Consider the following 21,471-nt stretch of genomic DNA (forward strand, 5'->3'; position numbering starts at 1 on the left):
AGAACCGGATTTTTTACGCTAAGGCCGCAAGTTTCCCGGTTCGCCGCTTAGCGGACGCAGGCCACTATTTTCGAAGAGGTGACACCAGACAGCGAATATTGAAGGAGATTCAGGACTGGCCTGCCGGCTGAAGCATCGGATACGTCAACAGGAAAAAGTGCAGCACGTTCAGGCCAAAATGGGCCAGCACCGCGGCCTGAAGTCCGCCGAAGCGATAAGCCAAGCCATACCCAATTCCTGCGAGGCCTCCCAGCACCATCCATTCCCATCCACCTGCTATGTGCGCCAGCCCGAACAATGCCGCTCCTGCGCAAAGGGCAAGCGCGTCTGCGTAGGATCGCTGCTTGAGCAGGCGGCTTAGGCCACCCTGCAGATAGCCGCGGAACAAGGCCTCCTCGGTGACAGTCACGAGGAGCAGGTTGTTCAGCAGCCACAGCCAGCTGACGGACGGCCATTTGGGCGCCCACGTGACGAGTCCGAGCAATACGGCCCCGGTCAGGCAAGTCACCGCCGCAATCAGTAATCCGCCGATACCTGCTGTCAACGACGTACGCAGCGCGTACTGAGGCCGAATCCAGGGCAAAACCAACAGCAGCCAGAAACCGATCAGAGGCTTGTCGAGGTTGAGATACATCGTGAACGGCACGGCATCCGGCGTAAATCGCTCCGGCCCGATGACCCGCGGGTTATGAAAGCCGGGTAACCAATGCATGCTTAATGCAATGGCGAGCGCAATGAACAGCGTGTGCCCGATGTATCGGACATGCGCCTTGCGGTTTTGCTGTACGGCATAGGCGGCAAGGAGAAGCAACGCGACGGGGATCGCCGCCTGGAATCCGAGCGGCCCATTCGCCAGCGCAGCGCCATAGCCCAGGATGAGCAGCCCCAGACTCAGCCATCGAATAGCGGACAACCACGTCGCCGGCACGGCAAGGAAAATTGCAACCCACGGTAATGCAAACATGTCGGCTCCCAAGCGTTGATCGCCCGGAAACCCAGGCGAATTGTCTGAACATAGATTCGTCAGGCTGAAGCGTACTGCTACCGTCGGCCGCTGCGCTCGAAAAATTGCGTGCATCCGTGGCAACTCGTGCCCAGCGCGAAGCGTACCGGCTGCTCCCGGAAACGTTGACGGACGAGCCACGTGCGGCGCTCGACCGGCTGCTGCGCCTTGCCCATGAAGGCGGGCAAACCGCCGTCTAGCAGATCGGGGGGATATGAAACCGACCGGCGTCACGCCGCGCTGATCGCGATTCTGCTCGAGGCCATCACGCTCGCCGGCGCAAGTTGAAAGGCGCTTTTAGCGTGACGACGAGTAAAAAAAGCATAAAGGCATCGCACTCCGAAACTGTCGGCACTGCCCTCACATGCGAGGCCGTTTTCGGATTAACGGCGGCGCCCAATCTTTCATTTTCATTTCATACCGGTCATTTCAGAGGGCAGATTGGGGGGCGAAAAAGTTATATGTGGTCTGCTTAACGAATCGTGTTGACTTTGGATTCAAGCGACGCCTAAAATTCGCGCATCTTCACAAACGGGGCGAATGCCTTGGACACCTGCAGTAGTCGACCTTCGAACAGTTTCGCTGCCTGACCGGCAGGACGTCCGCGCTCTCTTCACCCAGCCGCCGTCTTGCCTCAAGGCAGACGGTGCGCGCCGTAGTTACCCTCTCCGTGCACCTTGATTAGCGCCACATGGCCGTAGCGATCACGCGCGTCCGTATGGCACCGCGTCGCGAGCGTCAAACTCGCGGCCGCGTTCGTTCGCGCCCTTTCGATTCAGCGGCGCGGGCTGACGCGTGGACAAGCACGTGCCTAACAGGCGCGCGCAGCAAACGCCGATAAGGAGCCGCCATGCCGGACAGCGACAGTTACCCCATATGCCGCACACCTCTGTTTTTACTTTTGTCCGAGGAAAGCGAGTAGACCTGCGTCACCGCGCCTAATGCGCACGACCTCTCCGTCTGCCGGCTTTCCGCGAACCGCGTCAAACGACGCGTCAAACGGCGCGTTGAGCCACGCGTTAAGCCATACACGCACGGAGAAATATCATGATTTTCGGCCTCCTCCTGTCGAAACTGCCGCACGTCCAGGAATCGCGCGTCTTCTACGACGGCATGCTTGCCCTGCACGCGCCCGAACCTTCCAAATTCGTCGCCATCTGGCAGCATTTCAAGATTCTTCTTTCGTAAGTTCGCGCCCTCTTCCGTCATACGCAAGCGACGCCGTCGGTGCACGACTCACGCCCTTGACTCATGCCCTTACGTATGCCGGAGATGCGCATTGTCATTTCAAAAATCAGCCTAAGAGAAGAAAGCAAAATGTCTACTCCAACTCAAGTCTCAACCACGCGGAGCGCCGTGCTCGATTCGGCGCACGTCGGCGACATCCGGGGTGCTCTGGGCACCATCGCTCACCACGACACGGCGCCGCGCAACAACTGGTGGGCGCGCTTCCGTACGCTGCTGGCCATCCTGGGGCCGGGCCTCATCGTGATGGTCGGCGACAACGATGCAGGCGCCTTCGGCACCTATACCCAGGCCGGGCAAAACTACGGGACCACGCTGCTGTGGACCATGCTGTTGCTGGTCCCCGTCCTCTTCGTCAACCAGGAAATGGTGCTGAGACTGGGCGCCGTGACCGGCGTCGGCCACGCGCGGCTCATCTTCGAGCGCTTCGGCAAATTCTGGGGCGCGTTCAGCGTCATTGACCTGTTCATTCTCAATGCGCTGACGATCGTGACCGAGTTCATCGGCATCACATTCGTGCTCGATTTCTTCGGCCTCTCCAAGATTGCCGGCGTTTGCATCGCTGTCGCGCTGACCATGGCCGCCGTCAGTACGGGAAGTTTCAGACGCTTCGAACGCTTCGCCATCGTGCTCTGCCTGTTGAGCCTGTTGCTCGTGCCGGTGCTCGTATCGATTCACCCGCCGGTCGGCCAGATGACGCGCGATTTCTTCGTGCCGAGCTGGCCCGCCCATTCGAAGCTGAGCGATGTGATGCTGCTTGTCATCGGCATCGTCGGCACCACCGTCGCGCCGTGGCAACTCTTTTTCCAGCAAAGCTACATTGTCGACAAACGCATCACGCCGCGCTTCATGAAGTACGAGAAAGCGGACCTGTGGATCGGCATTGTGTTCGTGCTGATCGGCGCGGTGGCGATGGTTTCGTTCTGCGCCGCGCTGTACGCCGGCAAGCCGGAGTTCGGCAATTTCACGGACGCCGGCGGCGTCATCGGCGGCCTCGAAAAGTATGCCGGCAGGACCTCGGCCGTCCTCTTCGCGGTGGCCCTGCTCGACGCCTGCATCATCGGCGCTGCCGCGGTGTCGCTGTCGACCGCGTACGCCATCGGCGACGTGTTCAAGATTCGCCACTCGTTGCATCGCAGCGTGTCCGATGCCAAGGGTTTCTACCTCGTGTACTTCGGCATCGTTGCCGCCGCGGCGGCGCTGGTGCTGATTCCCGGCAGCCCGCTCGGTCTGTTGACCGAAGCGGTGCAAACGCTCGCGGGCGTGCTGCTCCCAAGCGCCACCGTATTTTTGCTGCTGCTGTGCAACGACAAGGCCGTGCTTGGCCCGTGGGTCAATTCGAAGAAGCTCAATCTGTTCACCGGCGCCGTTGTCTGCGTATTGGTGATGCTGTCGATCATTCTCACCGCCTCGGTGATGTACCCGGATATCAGCGGCGAAACGATTCTCGAACTACTCGCCGGCGGGACGCTGCTGACCGTCGTCGGCTACGCCGTCACGGCCGGGATTCGCAAGTTTCGAGGTAAAGCGGTCGACAGCCAGGCAGAGGCGCAGCCGAAAAGCGCCCGCGATACGTGGCGCATGCCGCCGCTGGACGAACTGCCTGCGCCGAACCTCACGCTGGCCAAGCGTGTCTGGATGGGCGTACTGCGCGGCTATCTGGTGCTGGCGGTCGCACTGGTCATCGTGAAGGTGGTGCAGATGACGTTCCTGAAATAGACCGGAGCAAGACAAAGAGAGAACACGTGGAGAGTACGGAGCCGCGCTGCCGCAAGAAGCGGCGGCGCCGGCCTGTACGCCGTCTATTTCATCCGTTGCCACACAACTTTCGACGATCCATATCCGAAGGCGCCGGGCGTGATGTACGTGAGCCGGTCACCGTCCAACATGAACGGACGCCGTTGAACATCGGCGTCCCAGTTCGGAAAGGTACTTTTCTGGATGTGGAACACGATCGCTTGCGCTACCGGGTCGACGGTATAAGTGCCGAAATGCGCGACGTTGCCCCGGATGATTTTTTCGTTCTCTTCCGCCGTGCCTAGCTGCCGATTGCCCGATGCGAATTTCGGCAGATCGGCGCGGAGCACGACCAGCACATAGCGGCCGTCACTGCCGAAAATGAGTTGCCCCTGCGGATGCGGTCCAAGCAGTTCTGCTTCATTGCCGCTCTTTGCCTCGGTCAGCGAGACCAGCGACCACGAACCCACTACACTGGCCGCAGCCGCGGCCTGGGCAAACGCCTTGGGCGTGGGCGCACACGATGCGGCAACCGTCATCGCGATCGCGGCCATGGTTCTGAACGCTGCTTTCATGACGTTCCCCACGCGCGCGAGGACATGAAGTCAGACGAATCCGTCGCGCTTCGCTAACACTTGCGTAAAGATTCGCCGCGGCTCTCGCGGCGTGCCGGCCGGGTCTCTAGCGCATTTCGTCCCGGCTTTTGGCGCAAGACGATTACTTCAGCGAGAGAAACCGGAATGACTTCGGGTGGTTTGTGAAGCGTAGGCGCTTTCCCGGCGAAAATCTATCGCGTCGATTCCCACCCGTCGCGGATCCGGCACGACCGCGCCGGACCTCGCACCGTTGCAAAGTTTAGATACCGCACGGCCTCAATTGAAGTCGCCGGTCTCGAGTTCCACGGACCGTCCGCCGTTTTTTTCGAGCACCCGACGCGTAGCGTTTTCGATCTGTGCGCGATTTGCCTCGAAGGTGCCAACGAGATTGTGAGCCGATGTGCCGTCGTTGCCGAAATGGTCGTTCAACGCATCGAGCGACACACTGCACCAGACGCCGGCCCCATCAACGTTGGCTTCGAAGGCAACGCGCGCAGCCGCCACCACTTCGCGGCGTCCGGTGAATTCGATTCTCATGATTACCCTCCATCTGTCGAAAGAAAGCGTCGAACGCGCAAGCGCCGTGCCGCGTTTGCTGTACCGCACCATATCGCCTCACGCGCAGCGCACATTCTCCGCAAGGTGCATACTCGACATCGGCCGCATTCGTGCGGCCGCGCTTATGCGTCGCGGCGCTCATGTTGCCGGCTCATCTTGCCGGCTCATGTTGCCGGTTCAGTAGCCTGTCACGCCGCCTGACGTGCCTAACATCCTAATACTATCGCCCCATGTCCCGCAGCCTGCAATCGTCGCGTCCTCTTGTCATCGCCGCCGTCATGGCTTCCATGGCGATGGTCGCCATCGAAGCCACCATCGTGTCCACCGCCATGCCGCAGATCGTCGCGCAACTCGGCGATCTGCATCTGTATAGCTGGGTCTTTTCGTCGTTCCTGCTCACCCAGACCGCCATGACCGTGGTGTTCGGCAAGCTCGCCGACCTGTACGGACGCAAACCCGTCATGCTCGCCGGCATCGCGATCTTTCTGCTCGGCTCGGTGCTCGCCGGCTTCGCCTGGTCGATGCCCGCGATGATCGTGTTCCGGCTGATCCAGGGCGTGGGCGCCGGGGCCATCCAGCCGGTCACGCTGACCATCGTCGCCGACCTCTATCCGGCGCGCGAACGCGGCAAGGTGCAAGGCTATCTGGCAAGCGTGTGGGCGATTTCGGCGGTGGTCGGGCCGATGGTGGGCGGCTTCATCATTCACAACCTGTCGTGGGCCTGGATCTTCTGGATGAATGTGCCGATCGGCCTCGCGTCGGCGGCGGGCTTCATCGCGTTCCTGCGCGAATCGGAGCGGCATGCGCGGCCGTCGATCGATTTTGCCGGCGCCGCGCTCTTCATGGCCGCGATTGCCGCGCTGATGACGTCGCTGACTTACGCGGGCGACGACGACGTCGCGAAGGCAGCGAGCGCGGGCGGCGTGTTCATGCTGTGCCTGCTGTTCTTCGCGATGCAGGAACGCCGCGCCGCCGAGCCGATGATCTCCTTCGCGCTGTGGAGCCGCCGGCCGATTGCCGCGTGCAATGGCGCGACGCTGCTGTCGGGCATGATCCTGATGGGCGCCACCACCTTCCTGCCAATGTACGTGCAGGGCGTGCTGCATCGTTCGCCCGTGGTCGCCGGCCTTGCGCTGACGATGATGATGGTGGGCTGGCCGGCCGGCGCGACGCTCGCGGCGAAATCGTTTCACCGCGTCGGACTGCGGCGCATTCTGCTCGGCGGCAGCGCGTTCATACCGCTCGGCGCCATATTGCTGTTGATGCTCTCGCCCGGCAGCTCGCCGCTGATCGCTGCTTTCGGTTCGCTCATCATCGGCTTCGGCATGGGCACCTCGAGCGTGAGTTCGCTGGTGATGATCCAGGAGATCGTCGAGATGAACGAGCGCGGCAGCGCCACCGCGTCGAATCTCTTTTCGCGCAATCTCGGCAGCACACTTGGCGCGACGCTGTTCGGCGCGGTGCTCAACTTCGGTCTCAGTCACTCGAAGAATGTCGCCGCGGTCACCTCGGACCAGCTGAAAGCGCTGCTGCAGAATCAGACGGCGAAGACGGCGAGCCTCGGCGATAGCGATGCGATCCGTCAGGTGCTGCATCAGTCGCTTCACCTGACCTTCACGTCGATCTTCGCGATCGCGATTTTTGTCGTGGTGCTGCTGGCTTTCGTCCCCGCGATCAACATCGGGGGCGCTAAAAAGGCCCCGCTCAAAGCGCTCTCGCCGCTCGAAGACTGAGAACGCGCCGCGGTTCGGCCGTCGCGGCACGCGCGGGCTGCGACGAGCGCATCAACCAGAGCGGCGCAAGCGCAAATCCGGGCACCTGCGGCAAGACTTCGACACGCCCGCTCGTCAAGGCATCGGCGGCGCTCAGCCGGGACACCATGGCGATCCCCGCTTCCTGTTCGGCGGCCGCCACCAGAAAGCGCGGATCGCTGACCGTCACCGCACGCCGCGATTGCCCAGACTCACGCTTGCGCCGCCAGCAGCTCGATGCCGTCCAACTGCGCCGCGCAGGTATCGCGCACGATCGTGACGAAGTCGTCGAAGTAAGGCCGGCTTGCAAAGCCCTTGGCCGCGACCGCATAGAGCTCGCTCCACAAGCCTTGCGTGCCCACGCGTTTAGCCAGCACGTAGTCGTGATCGACGTAGTTCTTCACGCCCCAGTTCGGCAGCGCCGCAATCCCGCGGCGGCTCGCCACCAGTTGCATGATGGCAATGGTCAACTCGGCCGTGCGCCGCTCCAGCTTGATGCCCGCCGGCTCCAGCACCTCGCGGATCAGATCGATGCGCGCTTCGGGCACCGGATAGGTAATCAGCGTCTCGTCGCGCAGATCGTCCGACACCACGCGGCGCTTGTTGCGCAAGCGGTGCTCGTTGGCCATCACCACGAGAATCTCGAAGCGGAACAGCGGCGCGATATGCAGGCTGCGCTTGCTCGCCGGTTTCGAACCGATCACCACGTCGGCCGTGCCGTCGCTCAGCAAACGCAGCGGGTCCGCATGAAACCCCGCGACCAGATCGACTTCGACCTCGGGCCAGCGCCGGCGGAATTCGTCCATCACCGGCATCAGCCAGTCGAAACAGGTATGGCATTCCAGCACGATGCGCAACTCGCCGCGCGTGTCGCCCTTCAGGCGGACGAGATCGCGTTCGGCCGCACTGACCGCGGCAATCGTCTCGCGGCCCAGCGCGAGCAGCCGCTCGCCGGCCGCGGTGAAGCGCAAACCCTGCCTGGTGCGCTCGAATAGCGACACCTCGTAATGCGCTTCGATATCGCGGATCTGATGCGACAACGCGGACTGGCTCAGATGAACGCGTTCGGCCGCCGCCACCAGCTTGCCGGAATCGGCGATGGCGATCAGCGAACGCAAATGGCGAAGCTCAAGCATGCCGGTGCTCCGCGCTAACAACGGTCGGACTGAATAGGATATGAATGTGGCTCATACATTGGTGAAAACATGTCGCTTGATGAATCATAGCGCGACTTTCAAACTGGGCGCCAATTCATACAACGCATAAGGAGCCCATATGGCCCGCACGCATATCCCTGGTTTTCCGCGCATCGGCGTGCAGCGTGAACTGAAGTTCGCGCAGGAATCGTTCTGGCGCGGTGAATCCGATGAAACCTGTCTGCGCGGCGTCGCGAGAGAATTGCGCGCCCGCCATTGGCAATTGCAGCACGACGCCAGACTGGATTTCGTCACCGTGGGCGATTTCGCTTACTACGATCAGATGCTCAATCTGAGCGCGCTGCTCGGCGCATTGCCGGAGCGCTTCGGCTTCGATCCACAGGCTTTGTCGCTCGGCCAGTACTACGAACTCGCGCGCGGCAATCACGCGCAACCGGCGATGGAGATGACCAAGTGGTTCGATACGAACTACCACTACCTCGTGCCGGAACTCGGACCGGATACGACCTTCAACGGCGGCGTCGAATGGCTTTTCGACGAGATCGACGAAGCGCTCGCGCTGAATCTGCCGGTCAAGCCGGTATTGATCGGGCCGATCACGTATCTGTGGCTGTCGAAGAGTCATGTCGCCGGTTTCGACCGTTTATCGCTGCTGCCTCAACTCGTGATCCGCTACAGCCGTATTCTCGACAAGCTGAAGCAACGCGGCATCGAATGGGTGCAGCTGGATGAACCGGCGTTATGCGTCGATCTGCCCGCCGAATGGCTCGACGCATTGTCCGCGGCTTATGAGGTGCTCGGCACAGCAGGCGTCAAAGTACTGCTCGCGACTTACTTCGACACCGCCGCGAACCATGCGCAGCGCGTCGCGAAGCTGCCGGTGGCGGGCATCCATATCGATCTGGTGCGCGCGCCGCAACAACTCGCCGCCTGGCGCACGGCATTGCCGGCGAACGCAGTGTTGTCGGCGGGTGTGATCGATGGCCGCAATATCTGGCGCGCCGATCTCGGCGGCATCGTCGAGTCGTTGCAGGCGCTGCATGCGGAGCTTGGCGAGCGTCTCTGGGTGGCGTCGTCGTGCTCGCTGCTGCATGTGCCGGTTTCGCTCGATGCGGAGAAGAAGCTCGGCGCCGACCTGAAATCGTGGCTCGCCTTCGCCACTGAAAAACTCGCTGAAATCAGCACGATTGCGCTGGCCTTGCGCGATCCGGCCGCCGCTGAAGCGAAGCTCGCAGCCGCCGGCCTGGCGCTGGAAGCACGCCGCCATTCGAGCGCAGTCGTCAATACGCTGGTGCAAAAACGCGTCGCCGCCGTGACCGCCGCGATGGCGGAGCGCAACAGCCCGTTCGCCGAACGCAACCGCGTGCAGCGTGAAGCGCTCGACCTGCCGCCGCTGCCGACCACCACGATCGGCTCGTTCCCGCAAACGCCGGCGATCCGCCAGGCGCGCGCAGCCTATAAACGCGGCGAACTGCGCGCGCTCGACTATCTGCAACGGATGCGCGCCGAAATCGAAATCGCCGTGCGCAAGCAGGAAGAACTCGGGCTCGACGTGCTGGTGCACGGCGAAGCCGAGCGCAATGACATGGTCGAATACTTCGGCGAGCAATTGTGGGGCTACGCGTTCACGGAAAGCGGCTGGGTGCAGAGTTACGGCTCGCGCTGCGTGAAGCCGCCGATCATCTATGGCGACGTCTATCGTCCCGAACCGATGACGGTCGAGACGGCCCGCTACGCGCAATCACTCACGCAGCGCCTGATGAAAGGCATGCTGACCGGCCCGGTGACGATGCTGCAATGGTCGTTCGTGCGCGACGACCAGCCGCGCTCCACCACCGCGTTGCAACTCGCGCTCGCGATCCGCGATGAAGTGATGGACCTCGAAGAAGCCGGCATCCGCATCGTTCAGATCGACGAACCGGCGTTCCGCGAAGGCTTGCCGCTGCGCAAGTCCGATTGGGCCGCGTATCTGGAATGGGCGACGCGCGTGTTCCGCATTTCGGCGGCGGGCGTCGCCGATCAGACGCAGATTCACACGCACATGTGCTATTCGGAGTTCAACGACATTTTGCCGTCGATCGCCGCCATGGACGCGGACGTCATCACGATCGAGACCTCCCGTTCGGCGATGGAGCTGCTCGACGGCTTCGGCGAATTCGCGTATCCGAACGAGATCGGACCGGGCGTCTACGATATCCATTCGCCGCGCGTGCCGAGTGCCGAAGCGATGCAGCGGCTGCTGGAACGCGCGTGTGAAGTGATCCCCGCCGGGCGCCTGTGGGTCAATCCGGATTGCGGGCTGAAGACGCGCGGCTGGCCTGAAACGGAAGCCGCGTTGACCAATATGGTTCAGGCGGCCAGGGCGTTGCGCGTGAAGCTGGCGGTGAAGCAAGCTAATGAGCAAGCTAATGAGCAAGCTAATGAGCAGCCTGATGAACATCCCGCTGCCCAGCCTGCTGAATTGACGGCGTGATTTGATATCCGCAGGGCCCATCCGTGAATCGTGGTGTCGAGCGGATGGGCTGCGCCTGCGCGTACGGATCAGCCCTTTGCGTACAACGTGGATTCCGCGAATCCTTCCGCGGCGAGCACCTGCCCCACCAGAATCAGCGCCGTGCGCTCGATGTGGGTCGATTGCACCTTGCCGACGATGTCGTCGAGCGTGCCCGTGAGCTTTTCTTCATCCGGCCAGCTCGCGCGATAAATCACCGCGATCGGACAGTCGCCGCCGTAATGCGGCCGCAATTCATCGACGATACGCGCGAGATGCCGCACGCCGAGGTGAATCGCCATCGTCGCGCGATGCCTCGCCAGGTCGCCGAGTTCCTCGCCTTCGGGCATCGCCGTTTTGCTCGCGTAGCGCGTGAGGATCAGCGTTTGCGAAATGCCGGGCAGCGTGAGTTCGCAGCCGAGCGCCGCCGCACACGCGGCGGTCGCGGTCACGCCGGGCACGATCTCGTACGGAATGTTCAGTTCGCGCAGTCTGCGGATCTGCTCGCCAATCGCGCCGTATAACGACGGGTCGCCCGAGTGCACGCGCGCCACGTCCTGGCCTTTCTCGTGCGCCGTTTTGAGCAACGCGACGATCTGATCGAGGTCGAGTTCGGCGGTATTGACGACCTGGTCCGCGGCATGACCTTCCAGCACGGCGGCCGGCACGAGCGAGCCCGCATACAGGATCACCGGGCAACTGCGCACGAGGCGCTGCCCTTTCACCGTGATCAATTCCGGGTCGCCGGGACCCGCGCCGATAAAAAACACCGTCATTCCATACTCCGTGATTCATTCGGTCGGCACGTCATCGACGCGCCGTTCAGGAGGATATGCGCCGCCATGCGCCGAGCAACTCGGCCACGTCGCCGAATTCGCGATCGGCTGCGGGCAACTCGGGCCGCCGCAGCATCACGACCGGCAGGCCGCGTTCGCGCGCGACTTCGAGTTTCGCTTCGGTAGCGCTGCCGCCGCTGTTTTTGCTGACCACGACGTCGAACGCTTCGGCGCTGAAAAGCGCGCGCTCGCCTTCGAGCGTAAATGGGCCGCGTGTCGCCAGAATCCGCGCGCGCACGTTGCCTTCATGTGGATCGAGACAGCGCACGGTCCAGAACTGATGCGGCGGGATCTCGTCGAGATGCGCGAGCGGTTCGCGCCCCAGCGTGAAGAGCGGCCGCTTGAACGCGGCGAGCACCGCGGTCAGTTCGCGCCAGTCGTCGACCATGCGCCAATCGTCGCCGTCTTGCGGATGCCAGCCCGGGCGGCGCAGCGCCCAGCACGGCACCCGCGCGGCACGGCTCGCTTGCATGGCATTCGCACTGATTTGCGCGGCGTACGGGTGGGTCGCGTCGATCACGAGGCCAATGCGTTCCTGTTCGATGTAGCGCGCCATCCCCGCACTGCCGCCAAAGCCGCCGACGCGCACCGCACACGCCAGATCGTCCGGCACCTTGCCGAGCCCGGCGAGACTGTACACGTGATCGGGCCCGAGTTGACGCGCGATCTTCAAGGCGTCGCCGGTGCCGCCGAGCAGCAGGATGCGCATCATCGCGCGGCTCCGATCAGATTGCCCTGGCGGTCGATCGCGAACATTTCGACGGCGACCTGCGGCGGCACGATATCGCGCGCCACCGCGAGCGCATGCCGGCAGACGATATCGCCGAGCGGCACGTTTTGCGCACGCGCCAATGTCGCCGCCTGCTGACTCGTATTGGCCGCGCGGATCGCCGCCTGCAAGGCGGCGTCCGCGCCATGTTCGGACGCCCACACGGCCAGTTGCGCCAGATCGATGCTCGAATTCCGGCTATGCAGATCGAGATGCCCCGCGGCCAGTTTGCTGAGCTTGCCGAATCCGCCGCAAATGCTCAGGCGTTCGACCGGCGCGCGCTTCATGTGCTTGAGCACCGCGCCGACAAAGTCGCCCATTTCGATCAGCGCGATGTCCGGCAGGCCGTAATGCGCGCGCATCGCGTCTTCGCTGGCGTTGCCGGTGCAGGCCGCGAGATGCGTGTAGCCGTTCGCGCGCGCGACGTCGATGCCCTGCTGGATCGACGCGATATACGCCGAGCACGAGAACGGCCGCACGATCCCGGTAGTGCCGAGAATCGACAGGCCGCCGAGAATGCCGAGACGCGGGTTCATCGTCTTCAGCGCGAGCTCTTCGCCGCCTTCGACGCCGATCGTCACCTCGAAACCGCCGCCATATGCGTGTTCCGCGGCCAGATCGGCGAGATGCTCGCTCATCATCTTGCGCGGCACCGGATTGATCGCCGGTTCGCCGATCGGCAACGTCAAACCCGCGCGCGTCACGGTGCCGACGCCCGGTCCCGCATGAAAACTCACGCCCGGTTCGGCGCGCAGGCGCACGCGGGCGAACACGATCGCGCCGTGCGTCACGTCGGGATCGTCGCCCGCATCCTTGACGGTGCCGGCTTCGGCGCCGTCGGCGGTCAGACGGCAGAACACCAGCGGCATCGGCACAAGCTGGCCCTTGGGCAACACGATTTCCGCGGCCTCGCTGACGATGCCCGTGAGCAGCAGACGCGCCGCCGCGAGCGACGTCGCGGTGGCACAACAGCCGGTCGTGTAGCCGCTGCGCAGCCGCGCGGGTTGTTCGGGTGTTTCGTCGCGCATTACGGTTGCCGATGCTTGTGGCGCGCGGCATCGCCGGCGGGCCTGGTCACGTCGAGCAGCGTGATCGGCAATGCCTGACGCCAGGTGTCGAAGCCGCCGAGCGGTTGCGCGTCGGCGAGCGCAATGCGCGTGAGCGTGCCGCCATGCTGGGCGCGCCACGCCATCAGCGCCGCCTCGCCTTGCAAGGTCACGGCATTGGCAACCAGCCGGCCGCCCTCACGCAGGCGCGCCCAGCAGGCATCCAGCACGCCCGGCACCGTCACGCCGCCGCCGATGAACACCGCATCCGGCGCCGGCAGTCCGTCCAGCGCTTCAGGCGCGCGGCCCGCCACGAGTTGCAGACCCGGCACGCCCAACGCATCGCGATTGTGTTCGATGAAACGCTGGCGCTCCGCATGCCGCTCGATCGCGATCGCGCGGCACGCCGGATGCACGCGCATCCATTCGATGCCGATCGAACCGCTGCCCGCGCCGACATCCCACAGCAATTCGCCGGGCGTGGGCGCGAGGCGCGCCAGCGTGATCGCGCGCACGTCGCGTTTGGTCAACTGGCCGTCGTGGCGAAACGCGTCGTCGGGTAAGCCGCAGGTCAGCGGCAAACGCGGCGCGCCTTCCGTGGCGCGGCATTCGAGCGCGATCAGATTCAGCGCCGCCACGTCGCCCGCCGGCCATTGATCGGCACGGCCGTCGATCCGGCGTTCCAACTCGCCGCCCAGGTGTTCCAGCACGATCATCCGGGTCGCGCCGAAGCCGCGCGCGTTCAGCAAGCCGGCGAGCGCCGCGGGCGTGCCGCCGTCCGCGCTCAGCACGAACGCACGCGCGCCGTCGTGCAGATGGGCGTTCAGCGTCGCCAGCGGCCGGCCCACCAACGAGACCGTCGCGACGTCCTGCAAGGGCCAGCCGAGCCGCGCCGCGGCCAGCGACAGCGACGACGGCGCCGGCAACACTCGCAACTCGCCGGCCGGCAGCTGCCGCGCCAGCGTCGCGCCGACGCCGAACAGCATCGGGTCGCCGCTCGCCAGCACGCACACGGGGGTGGCGCGCTCCGCCAGCAAAGGCGCGAGATCGAACGGACGCGGCCACGCGGCGCGGCGCGCGCCAAGTCGCGCGGGCAGCATCGCCAGATGGCGCTCGCCGCCGTACACCACCGACGCTTCCAGCAAAGCGCGCCGCGCGGGCCGCCCCAAGCCGGCGAAGCCGTCATCGCCTATGCCCACCACGGTCAGCCACGCCGACATGCATCCATCCTCATTCCGTATCTTCAAATAATGCGCTGTGCCACGCCGATCAAAGCGTCCAGCCTCGTTGCGCGGTTCGAAAAAAGGCATAATACAGCCGCCGGTGCCCTTCGGGGCCGAAGAGGGAACACAGTGCCACTGTGGCTGCCCCCGCAACTGTATGCAGCGAGTCCGCCTGCGCTCCGCGCCACTGGTTCGACCGGGAAGGCAGCGGCGGACCGTGACCTGCCAGCCAGGAGACCTGCCGGCGAGATTGTTCGTGCCAGCCTGCATCGGGCGGGGTGTACCGATGCCGCAGCCACGCCCGCTTTGGGCGGGTTGCCCGGGCCGTCGCGCGACGCTAAACCCGGTGTCCGTCTTGAATCACGCTGCGCCCTCCGCTGCTTTATCTACCGCTGCCGTTGCGCCGCGGCCTTCGGCTTGTCCGGGGCTGTTGCGCATCGTCGCCGCACGCGACGGCGGGATTTGCCGGATCAAATTGCCCGGCGGCGCATTGAGCGCCGCGCAGGCTGCCGCGATCGCCGAGGCGAGCGAGCGGCACGCCGCCAGCGTGATTGAAGTGACCAACCGGGCGAATCTGCAAGTGCGCGGCGTGCGGGCCGGGCACGAAGCGGCTTTGATCGAGGCTCTGGTGGCAGCCGGTCTCGGGCCGGCTCCGGCGAGCAGCGGCATGGATGCGGCGGCAGTATTGTCAGCATGCGCCGCTGACGATATCCGCAACGTGATGGTCAGCCCCGCTGCGGGCCGCGATTCGTCCGCGCTGTACGACACCACGTCGCTGACCGCCGGGCTTCTCGCGCTGCTGCAAAGCGAAGCGCGTTTTGCGGCGCTGTCGCCGAAATTCGCGTTGCTGCTGGACGGCGGCGAGCGCCTTGCGAGGCTCGACCATCCGCATGACGTCTGGCTCGCGGCGACGTCGGCGAGCGACGGTGTGCGGTTCGTCTTTGGCCTGGCGGGATGTCCGCCTACGGCGGCCAATGCGGCGGCCGCGCACGCGGCCGTGCACGCGGCTGGCGACGGCTCGTTCGGCGCGTCGCCAGACCCGGTCGCGACCGGCACACGCGCCCTCGCCGCCGTCTTGCCTTCGGAAGTCGTTCAGCTGGTCCGCGCGCTTCTGCACACGTTCCTCGATCTGGCCGCCGCCGGCGCCACGCGCATGCGCCATCTGCTCGCCACGCATTCCGCCGACGCGGTATTGCAGCGTGCCCAAACGTATGCCGATTTCCCGCTGTCGCGCGACGCGTCGCTCGCCGACTGGCATCGCGGCGCGCCCGCCGATGCCGCGTCGCGGCTCGGCGCGCACGCTCAACGCGTGGCGGGAATGTGGCACGTGGGCGGCCAGCCGCCGCTCGGACGCCTCGACGCCGCGACGCTGCGCGGCCTCGCCGCGCTAGCGCGCCAGCACAGCAACGGCACGCTGCGCATGACGCCCTGGCAAAGCGTGCTGCTGCCCGATATCGCCTCGAAGGCCGTGCCGGCCGTGCTTGCCGAACTGGAAGCATTAGGCCTTGCCTGCGATCGCGCGCAGCCCATCGCACGTTTGATCGCTTGCGCCGGCTCGACCGGCTGCGTAAAAAGTCCCGCCGACACCAAAGCCGACGCGCTGCGGCTAGCCGCCCGCCTGCCCGACGGCGTCGACGTCCATCTGAGCGGCTGCCCGCGCTCGTGCGCGGCCGCGCATTGCGCGCCGTACACGTTGCTGGCCGTGGCGCCCGGCACCTACGACCTGTATCGACGCGACGCCTCGCCGGACTTCGGCCGCTGCGTCGCGCACCAACTGACGATCGAGCAGGCCGCCGACATGCTCGAACAATTGGCCCGGAGCCCTTTAGATGCTTGATTACATTCGCGACGGTCAGGAGATCTATCGCCAATCTTTCGCGACGATTCGTGCCGAGGCCGATCTGTCGCGGATCCCCGCCGACCTCGAGAAACTCGCGGTGCGCGTGATCCACGCCTGCGGGATGGTCGACGTGATCGACGATCTGGCTTTCTCCGCGGGTGCAGGCACCGCGGGCCGCACGGCGCTGGCGCAAGGCGCGCCGATTCTGTGCGACGCAGGCATGGTCGCGCAAGGCATCACGCGGGCGCGCCTGCCCGCGAACAACGAAGTGATCTGCACGCTGACGCACAGGGACCTGCCGTCGCTGGCGCGCGAACTCGGCAACACGCGATCGGCCGCCGCGCTCGAACTGTGGCGTCCGCATCTGGCCGGCAGCGTCGTCGTGATCGGCAATGCGCCGACTGCCCTGTTTCATCTGCTTGACATGCTCGACGCCGGCGCGCCGAAGCCCGCGCTCATCCTCGGCTTTCCGGTCGGCTTCGTCGGCGCGGCGGAGTCGAAAGCCATGCTTGCCGAAGACAGCCGCGGCGTGCCCTACGTGATGGTCCACGGACGACGCGGCGGCAGCGCGATGGCCGCCGCCGCCGTCAATGCGCTGGCTACGGAGGTCGAGTAAATGAGCGTGCAAGGACGTTTGTTCGGACTCGGGGTCGGCCCCGGCGACCCGGAATTGATCACGCTGAAAGCGCTGCGTCTGCTGAAGGCCGCGCCGGTGGTTGCGTACTTCGTCGCGAAGGGCAAAAAAGGCAACGCGTTCAGCATCATCGAAGCGCATTTGCACGACGCGCAACAGCATCTGCCGCTCGTCTATCCGGTCACGACCGAAGCGCTCGAACCGCCGCTGTCGTATGAAGCGATCATCGCCGACTTCTACGACACCGCCGCCGAAGTCGTCGCTGCCCATCTCGACGCAGGCCGCGACGTCGCGGTGATCTGCGAAGGCGATCCCTTTTTCTACGGCTCGTACATGTATCTGCACGACCGGCTCGCCGCGCGCTTCGAAGCCGAAGTGGTGCCGGGCGTGTGCTCGATGCTCGGCGGCGCAGCCGTGCTCGGCTCGCCGCTCGTGTATCGCAATCAAAGTCTGTCGGTGCTCTCCGGCGTGTTGCCCGAAGACGAATTGCGCCGCCGTCTCGCCGATGCCGACGCCGCCGTCGTGATGAAACTCGGCCGCAATTTCGACAAGGTGCGGCGCGTGCTGGGCGAACTCGGTCTCGCGGATCGCGCGCTCTACGTCGAACGCGCGACGATGGGCAACCAGCGCATCGTGCCGCTCGCGGAAGTCGATCCGATGGCGTCGCCGTATTTTTCGCTGCTCGTGGTGCCGGGGGAAAAATGGCAAGGATGACGCCGCCCGCGATCGTGATTCTCGGCACGGGCGCGCTGGCGACCGCGCGGCGCGTGCAGGCGCTGTATGCCGGCGCGCAGGTGCACGCGTTGCAAGGGCGTGTCGAAGCCGACGTCTCATATGCCGAACTCGGCGCGCATCTGCGCGAACTGTATGCGCGCGGCGCGCCGATCGTCGCGCTGTGCGCGGCCGGCATCGTGATCCGTTGCGTCGCGCCGCTGCTGTCGAACAAGGGCGTCGAGCCGCCGGTGCTGGCCGTCGCCGAAGACGGCAGCGCGGTCGTGCCGTTGCTCGGCGGACTCGCGGGCGTCAATGTGATGGCGCGCGAAATCGCTGCGGCGCTGGCCGTGCCGCCGGCGATCACGACGAGCGGCGAACTGCGCTTCGGCACGTGTGTGCTCAATCCGCCCGAAGGCTATGCGCTCGCCGATCTCGCGCAAGGCAAGCGTTTCGTGTCGGATCTGCTGGCCGGCGAAAGCACCCGCATCGAAGGCGAAGCGCCGTGGCTCGACGACGCGCAACTGCCGCGCTCGGGCTCGGCGCGCCTCGCGATTCGGGTGACGCCGCGCGCGTGGGATGGCCGGACCGATGAGTTGGTGATTCATCCGCGAAGCGTGGTGGCGGCGGTCACCGGGTCGGGCTCGGGCGCACGGATCGCCGAGCGTGTGCGTGAAGCATTGGACACGCATGGCCTCGCCACGCTTTCTCTTGCGGCGCTGCTGGCTTCGTCCGGGCGGATGACCGACCCGGCGCTGGCCGAAACGGCCGCGAGTTTGAATGTGCCGTTACGGTTCGCCCAGACGCGTCCGGAAGACGGCGAGCCGCCGAGTAACTTACTGCACGCCGCGCTGCGCATCCCCTACGAAACGCTGCACGACGACGCGGATGCCGGCATCGCGCTGGCATTGGCGCCGCTTGCTATCGACCCCGCGAGCATTGGCCGTGCGCGTGGCCGCCTCACGGTGATCGGCCTCGGTCCCGGCAGCGCCGATCTGATGGTGCCCGCGGCGCGCACGGCGCTCGACGAGGCGACCGACATCCTCGGCTACGACACTTACGTGAAGATGGCCGGCCCGCTGCGCGCCGATCAGCGCGTGCACGGCACGGACAATCGCGAGGAAATGCAACGCGCGCGTCATGCGTTCGAACTGGCGAGCGCGGGACGTTCGGTGGTGATGGTGTCGTCGGGCGATCCCGGCGTGTTTGCGATGGCGGCTGCCGTGCTCGAAGCGCTGGACGGCGCGGAGAACGCCGACTGGGCCGCCGTCGAGCTCTCGATCGTGCCGGGTGTGTCGGCGGCAATGGCCACGGCGGCGCAAGCCGGTGCGCCGTTGGGACATGACTTCTGCATGCTGTCGCTATCCGACAACCTCAAGCCGTGGACGATCATCGAAAAGCGCCTCAGGCACGCGGCCGAAGCGGATCTCGTGATGGCGTTCTACAACCCGATTTCTCGCGCACGACCGTGGCAGTTGGATAAGGCGCTGGATATCGTGCGGGAATATCGCGCGGCGGCTACGAAAGTGGTGCTCGGGCGCGATGTCGGCAGGCCCGGCGGCACGCTGCGTTCGACCACGCTCGGCGAACTTCGCTCGCCGGATGTGGATATGCGGACGATGGTGATCGTCGGGTCGTCGACGACGCGGGGGGTGGCGCGTGGTGACGGGCAGTCTGGCGAGTGGGTTTATACGCCGCGGTGGTATGAGTGAATCGACGGACGGCCTCGAGGCTTACTGATGCGGCACACGATAAATCGGCACCCGACGCGAGATCAATTGGACAGACTGTTCCTTTCACTTGCTGAAAATGCATTCCACACAGTCTCAACTCCGCTGCTACGCGCGGCGTGCGCTTCGCGGCATTAGGGAAGCTTGGCGCGTAGCCTATCAATGAACGACGGCGGCAACTGGATCGCCCTCAGGTCGTCGCCATCGGCATACGATACCGCGCCCCCGCTCCAATAAAGGCTAACGGGGACGTCGGAGGTGTCCCGGTAGGTTCTTTCTGCGAGAAGTTGTTGCCCGGCTGCATTGAAAAGCCGAAGTACTATCTTTTCTCCGAGGTAACAATAGTCTGCTTTATAGCGCCGGTCAGGCGACTGCTCGCTCTGACAGTCTCCCGGCGTGATGAGCGAACGCAGCCGAGCCTCCCCCCAGTAGCTCCAACTGTAGCCGAACAGCGCCAGGACCCCGACGCTCACGAACACGCGCTTCGCAGCCAGCCTGATCATCTGCTGTGCGCGGTCGCTTCGACCAGCGTGACTCGAATAAACGAAACGCAATGATCGAAAAAGAGAGATTACGATGATACACAGAATGATTAGGGCGGCAAGAAGCAACAGCGCTCCGAGTCCAACCGCGTCTGCTACTGTACTCATACGAACATGATCTCAATGGGTTCGCGAAGCCACACAACGCGAAAGTCAGAATAGACGATGAAATCACCACCTCGATGGTGCGTCTCTTGCCACTTTCTAAACGAACTGTTCCGGACCGGGTAGTACACGTTCCCACGCACACGCATGTCGCCTACAGCGACAGGGTAGTCTGGAAATGGCACTCCTGCGAGACCCGCCGCGCCAGGAGCCGGAACGATGATGACGCCATTACGACTCCAGTGCCCCAAATATTGCGACGGTTCTCCCTTCTTGTCGGTGAACGAGTAGTTGTCTTTCACGTAGACAATGATGCTCGCTATCGTGGCGCGATTTGCGTCCCGGTTAAATGTGGCCTCACCAACGGCTGCATAGAAATTGAACGAGCCTAACGATCCTGTGAGATCGTCCGGTACTCCTTCGCTGGTCATTTCCCTAGCAACAAACTGATCAAACTTCTGGCCCAGCGAGCTCTCAACACCTGCGAACTGGAACTGGAACTGCTTGTGCAGCGTGACGACGTCTTGACCGCTAAGCTCCAGCGCGTCAATTTTTCCGTATGGTGTGCGGCGTGGTCCGAGGATATGGCCCAAGGCATCGATGGCTCTTGGCGTAGTGAGCCGCTCACGGCGTTGAAGATTTTCGTATTCGGCCTTGGCTCGCAGGTACTTTAGTACCCAATCGAGCTTGATAGACGTTCTATCGATCATGCTCGGCGGGTATGACCGACCGTCCTGATTAATACCACGCTCTTCGTCGTTATTGGTCAGCGAATAGTTGAGCTTTCCGGCAAACCAACGCTCCATCAGATTCGCAGACATCGGCATAAATTCCTTGCGCATCGCACCGGGAATTTCCTGGATGTCGAACGGCGGGACAGCCTCCTGCTTTTGCTTTGGGGCGGGGGCCGGCTTAGGCTGTTTGGGCGGATCTGGTGTGTTCAGCCACGCCTTGAACCGCGAATGCATTTCCATCGCTTTCAGAAGGCCGTCCCCTGGCTGTGGCTTAGCCCTCGGCGGCTTCGGTTCACGAGGAGGTGCAGGTTCAGTGTCTCGCTTTGGAGGGGGGCACTCCAGGGACAGAGCAACGTCAGGAACGATCCAACATCCATCGTGTTTTCTCCACCGCCATAGCAGCTTGTTGATCGAGTAGTAAGGCAGTTTCTGACCGGGTTGCACTATTTCGCTCCTGTTTGTCCGATTAGCACGAACTCCTTAACGGAGTCTGGCGCAGTGGATGAGGGTTGATACGAACAGGAGTCTTGAGTTTCGTCGGTCATGGGCTGGATGGAGAGTTGAACCGCCTTTCTAGCCGATGAAAGCGATTTGCACAATATTTGAGATAACGGCCTGTCAATCACTGACACATCGCTTTTGCCCTGCCGCCAAGGTCGTGATGGCGCCGCCTAGAAGAGGCACCCGCTTTGTGTGTCAGGCGCCCAGTTCGTGATCACCATGGTTTGCCAGTTTCGGGACGCCTTTCAATCTGTGCAAGTTA

Annotated in this window: 20 protein-coding genes and 1 riboswitch; of the genes, 9 read left to right on the forward strand and 11 right to left on the reverse strand. The window is 64.1% G+C overall.

Going from position 1 to position 21,471, the window contains the following annotated elements:
* Nucleotides 1-109 precede the first annotated feature (109 nt).
* Nucleotides 110-964 carry a CPBP family glutamic-type intramembrane protease gene (locus AC07WT_RS31555; RefSeq protein ID WP_494949993.1) on the reverse strand — a complete coding sequence of 285 codons (855 nt, stop codon included), beginning with the start codon at nt 962-964 and terminating at the stop codon, nt 110-112.
* 116 nt (nt 965-1,080) lie between these two features.
* Between AC07WT_RS31555 and AC07WT_RS31560 the strand changes: the two genes are divergently transcribed.
* The 3 genes from AC07WT_RS31560 to AC07WT_RS31570 all read left to right on the forward strand — a co-directional run bounded on the left by AC07WT_RS31560 (nt 1,081) and on the right by AC07WT_RS31570 (nt 3,967).
* Nucleotides 1,081-1,203 (forward strand): hypothetical protein, encoded by a 123-nt coding sequence (locus AC07WT_RS31560; protein WP_494949994.1) that lies wholly within the window; start codon nt 1,081-1,083, stop codon nt 1,201-1,203.
* Nucleotides 1,204-2,050: 847 nt separating this feature from the next.
* Nucleotides 2,051-2,191, forward strand: coding sequence for a hypothetical protein (locus tag AC07WT_RS31565; RefSeq protein WP_494949995.1), 141 nt, complete (start codon nt 2,051-2,053; stop codon nt 2,189-2,191).
* A 129-nt stretch (nt 2,192-2,320) separates the two neighbouring features.
* The gene (locus AC07WT_RS31570; RefSeq protein ID WP_494949996.1) at nt 2,321-3,967 is read left to right on the forward strand and encodes an NRAMP family divalent metal transporter; all 1,647 of its coding nucleotides are present in this window, start codon (nt 2,321-2,323) and stop codon (nt 3,965-3,967) included.
* 83 nt (nt 3,968-4,050) lie between these two features.
* Here the strand turns inward: AC07WT_RS31570 and AC07WT_RS31575 are convergent, their stop codons facing one another.
* Entirely contained in the window at nt 4,051-4,560 is a 510-nt protein-coding gene (locus AC07WT_RS31575; protein WP_492593327.1) for a lipocalin-like domain-containing protein, read from the reverse strand.
* 297 nt (nt 4,561-4,857) lie between these two features.
* Nucleotides 4,858-5,118 carry a DUF1488 family protein gene (locus AC07WT_RS31580; protein ID WP_492593326.1) on the reverse strand — a complete coding sequence of 87 codons (261 nt, stop codon included), beginning with the start codon at nt 5,116-5,118 and terminating at the stop codon, nt 4,858-4,860.
* A 251-nt stretch (nt 5,119-5,369) separates the two neighbouring features.
* On the opposite strand from AC07WT_RS31580, the gene AC07WT_RS31585 reads away from it, so the two are divergent.
* The gene (locus AC07WT_RS31585; RefSeq protein ID WP_494949997.1) at nt 5,370-6,872 is read left to right on the forward strand and encodes an MDR family MFS transporter; all 1,503 of its coding nucleotides are present in this window, start codon (nt 5,370-5,372) and stop codon (nt 6,870-6,872) included.
* On the opposite strand, the gene AC07WT_RS31590 is transcribed toward AC07WT_RS31585, so the two are convergent.
* On the reverse strand, nt 6,844-7,080 hold the full coding sequence (locus tag AC07WT_RS31590; RefSeq protein WP_492593324.1) for a hypothetical protein: 237 nt from the start codon (nt 7,078-7,080) through the stop codon (nt 6,844-6,846). The two genes, AC07WT_RS31585 and AC07WT_RS31590, sit on opposite strands and share 29 nt — an antisense overlap.
* 22 nt (nt 7,081-7,102) lie before the next feature.
* The gene (locus AC07WT_RS31595; RefSeq protein WP_492593323.1) at nt 7,103-8,026 is read right to left on the reverse strand and encodes a LysR family transcriptional regulator; all 924 of its coding nucleotides are present in this window, start codon (nt 8,024-8,026) and stop codon (nt 7,103-7,105) included.
* Nucleotides 8,027-8,165: 139 nt separating this feature from the next.
* Between AC07WT_RS31595 and metE the strand changes: the two genes are divergently transcribed.
* Nucleotides 8,166-10,520, forward strand: coding sequence for a 5-methyltetrahydropteroyltriglutamate--homocysteine S-methyltransferase (gene metE, locus AC07WT_RS31600; RefSeq protein ID WP_494949998.1), 2,355 nt, complete (start codon nt 8,166-8,168; stop codon nt 10,518-10,520).
* A gap of 68 nt (nt 10,521-10,588) precedes the next feature.
* Here the strand turns inward: metE and cobM are convergent, their stop codons facing one another.
* The 4 genes from cobM to cbiE are packed head-to-tail and all read right to left on the reverse strand — an operon-like array spanning nt 10,589 to nt 14,409.
* Nucleotides 10,589-11,314 carry a precorrin-4 C(11)-methyltransferase gene (gene cobM / locus AC07WT_RS31605; RefSeq protein ID WP_492593321.1) on the reverse strand — a complete coding sequence of 242 codons (726 nt, stop codon included), beginning with the start codon at nt 11,312-11,314 and terminating at the stop codon, nt 10,589-10,591.
* Nucleotides 11,315-11,360: 46 nt separating this feature from the next.
* On the reverse strand, nt 11,361-12,086 hold the full coding sequence (locus AC07WT_RS31610) for a cobalt-precorrin-6A reductase (protein ID WP_494949999.1): 726 nt from the start codon (nt 12,084-12,086) through the stop codon (nt 11,361-11,363).
* Nucleotides 12,083-13,171 (reverse strand): cobalt-precorrin-5B (C(1))-methyltransferase, encoded by a 1,089-nt coding sequence (locus tag AC07WT_RS31615; RefSeq protein WP_494950000.1) that lies wholly within the window; start codon nt 13,169-13,171, stop codon nt 12,083-12,085. Before AC07WT_RS31615 ends, AC07WT_RS31610 begins: the two co-directional genes overlap by 4 nt.
* Entirely contained in the window at nt 13,171-14,409 is a 1,239-nt protein-coding gene (gene cbiE, locus AC07WT_RS31620; protein WP_494950001.1) for a precorrin-6y C5,15-methyltransferase (decarboxylating) subunit CbiE, read from the reverse strand. Before cbiE ends, AC07WT_RS31615 begins: the two co-directional genes overlap by 1 nt.
* Nucleotides 14,410-14,493: 84 nt before the next feature.
* Nucleotides 14,494-14,672: riboswitch (cobalamin riboswitch) on the forward strand.
* Between the two features lie 86 nt (nt 14,673-14,758).
* Here cbiE and AC07WT_RS31625 point away from each other — a divergent pair.
* From AC07WT_RS31625 to cobJ, 4 genes are read left to right on the forward strand one after another with little or no spacing between them, the layout of a single operon-like run.
* A complete protein-coding gene (locus tag AC07WT_RS31625; protein WP_494950002.1) occupies nt 14,759-16,249 on the forward strand; it encodes a ferredoxin-like domain-containing protein in 1,491 nt (496 codons plus the stop codon).
* Complete coding sequence (locus AC07WT_RS31630) at nt 16,242-16,868, forward strand: precorrin-8X methylmutase (RefSeq protein ID WP_494950003.1); 627 nt, start codon at nt 16,242-16,244, stop codon at nt 16,866-16,868. The genes AC07WT_RS31625 and AC07WT_RS31630 overlap by 8 nt, the downstream gene beginning before the upstream one ends.
* A complete protein-coding gene (locus tag AC07WT_RS31635) occupies nt 16,869-17,600 on the forward strand; it encodes a precorrin-2 C(20)-methyltransferase (protein WP_492593315.1) in 732 nt (243 codons plus the stop codon). It begins immediately after the preceding gene.
* Complete coding sequence (gene cobJ / locus AC07WT_RS31640) at nt 17,597-19,309, forward strand: precorrin-3B C(17)-methyltransferase (protein WP_494951092.1); 1,713 nt, start codon at nt 17,597-17,599, stop codon at nt 19,307-19,309. The genes AC07WT_RS31635 and cobJ overlap by 4 nt, the downstream gene beginning before the upstream one ends.
* Nucleotides 19,310-19,461: 152 nt before the next feature.
* Here cobJ and AC07WT_RS31645 read toward each other — a convergent pair whose 3' ends face one another.
* Together AC07WT_RS31645 and AC07WT_RS31650 are read right to left on the reverse strand one after the other, a co-directional pair.
* Nucleotides 19,462-19,830: a hypothetical protein gene (locus tag AC07WT_RS31645; protein WP_494950004.1), complete on the reverse strand. Its 369-nt coding sequence runs from the start codon at nt 19,828-19,830 to the stop codon at nt 19,462-19,464.
* Nucleotides 19,831-19,973: 143 nt separating this feature from the next.
* The gene (locus AC07WT_RS31650; RefSeq protein WP_494950005.1) at nt 19,974-20,948 is read right to left on the reverse strand and encodes a DUF6402 family protein; all 975 of its coding nucleotides are present in this window, start codon (nt 20,946-20,948) and stop codon (nt 19,974-19,976) included.
* Nucleotides 20,949-21,471 lie beyond the last annotated feature (523 nt).

It is taken from the genome of Paraburkholderia sp. GW821-FHT02A12, from assembly GCF_059422005.1.

Coding starts and splice junctions, on each gene's coding strand:
- AC07WT_RS31650 (WP_494950005.1), bottom strand. CDS start 20,948: ATGGAAATGCATTCGCGGTTCAAGGCGTGGCTGAACACACCAGATCCG.
- AC07WT_RS31570 (WP_494949996.1), top strand. CDS start 2,321: ATGTCTACTCCAACTCAAGTCTCAACCACGCGGAGCGCCGTGCTCGAT.
- cobM (WP_492593321.1), bottom strand. CDS start 11,314: ATGACGGTGTTTTTTATCGGCGCGGGTCCCGGCGACCCGGAATTGATC.
- AC07WT_RS31645 (WP_494950004.1), bottom strand. CDS start 19,830: ATGATCAGGCTGGCTGCGAAGCGCGTGTTCGTGAGCGTCGGGGTCCTG.
- cobJ (WP_494951092.1), top strand. CDS start 17,597: ATGACGCCGCCCGCGATCGTGATTCTCGGCACGGGCGCGCTGGCGACC.
- AC07WT_RS31630 (WP_494950003.1), top strand. CDS start 16,242: ATGCTTGATTACATTCGCGACGGTCAGGAGATCTATCGCCAATCTTTC.
- AC07WT_RS31580 (WP_492593326.1), bottom strand. CDS start 5,118: ATGAGAATCGAATTCACCGGACGCCGCGAAGTGGTGGCGGCTGCGCGC.
- AC07WT_RS31565 (WP_494949995.1), top strand. CDS start 2,051: ATGATTTTCGGCCTCCTCCTGTCGAAACTGCCGCACGTCCAGGAATCG.
- metE (WP_494949998.1), top strand. CDS start 8,166: ATGGCCCGCACGCATATCCCTGGTTTTCCGCGCATCGGCGTGCAGCGT.
- cbiE (WP_494950001.1), bottom strand. CDS start 14,409: ATGTCGGCGTGGCTGACCGTGGTGGGCATAGGCGATGACGGCTTCGCC.
- AC07WT_RS31585 (WP_494949997.1), top strand. CDS start 5,370: ATGTCCCGCAGCCTGCAATCGTCGCGTCCTCTTGTCATCGCCGCCGTC.
- AC07WT_RS31595 (WP_492593323.1), bottom strand. CDS start 8,026: ATGCTTGAGCTTCGCCATTTGCGTTCGCTGATCGCCATCGCCGATTCC.
- AC07WT_RS31575 (WP_492593327.1), bottom strand. CDS start 4,560: ATGAAAGCAGCGTTCAGAACCATGGCCGCGATCGCGATGACGGTTGCC.
- AC07WT_RS31555 (WP_494949993.1), bottom strand. CDS start 964: ATGTTTGCATTACCGTGGGTTGCAATTTTCCTTGCCGTGCCGGCGACG.
- AC07WT_RS31610 (WP_494949999.1), bottom strand. CDS start 12,086: ATGATGCGCATCCTGCTGCTCGGCGGCACCGGCGACGCCTTGAAGATC.
- AC07WT_RS31635 (WP_492593315.1), top strand. CDS start 16,869: ATGAGCGTGCAAGGACGTTTGTTCGGACTCGGGGTCGGCCCCGGCGAC.
- AC07WT_RS31615 (WP_494950000.1), bottom strand. CDS start 13,171: ATGCGCGACGAAACACCCGAACAACCCGCGCGGCTGCGCAGCGGCTAC.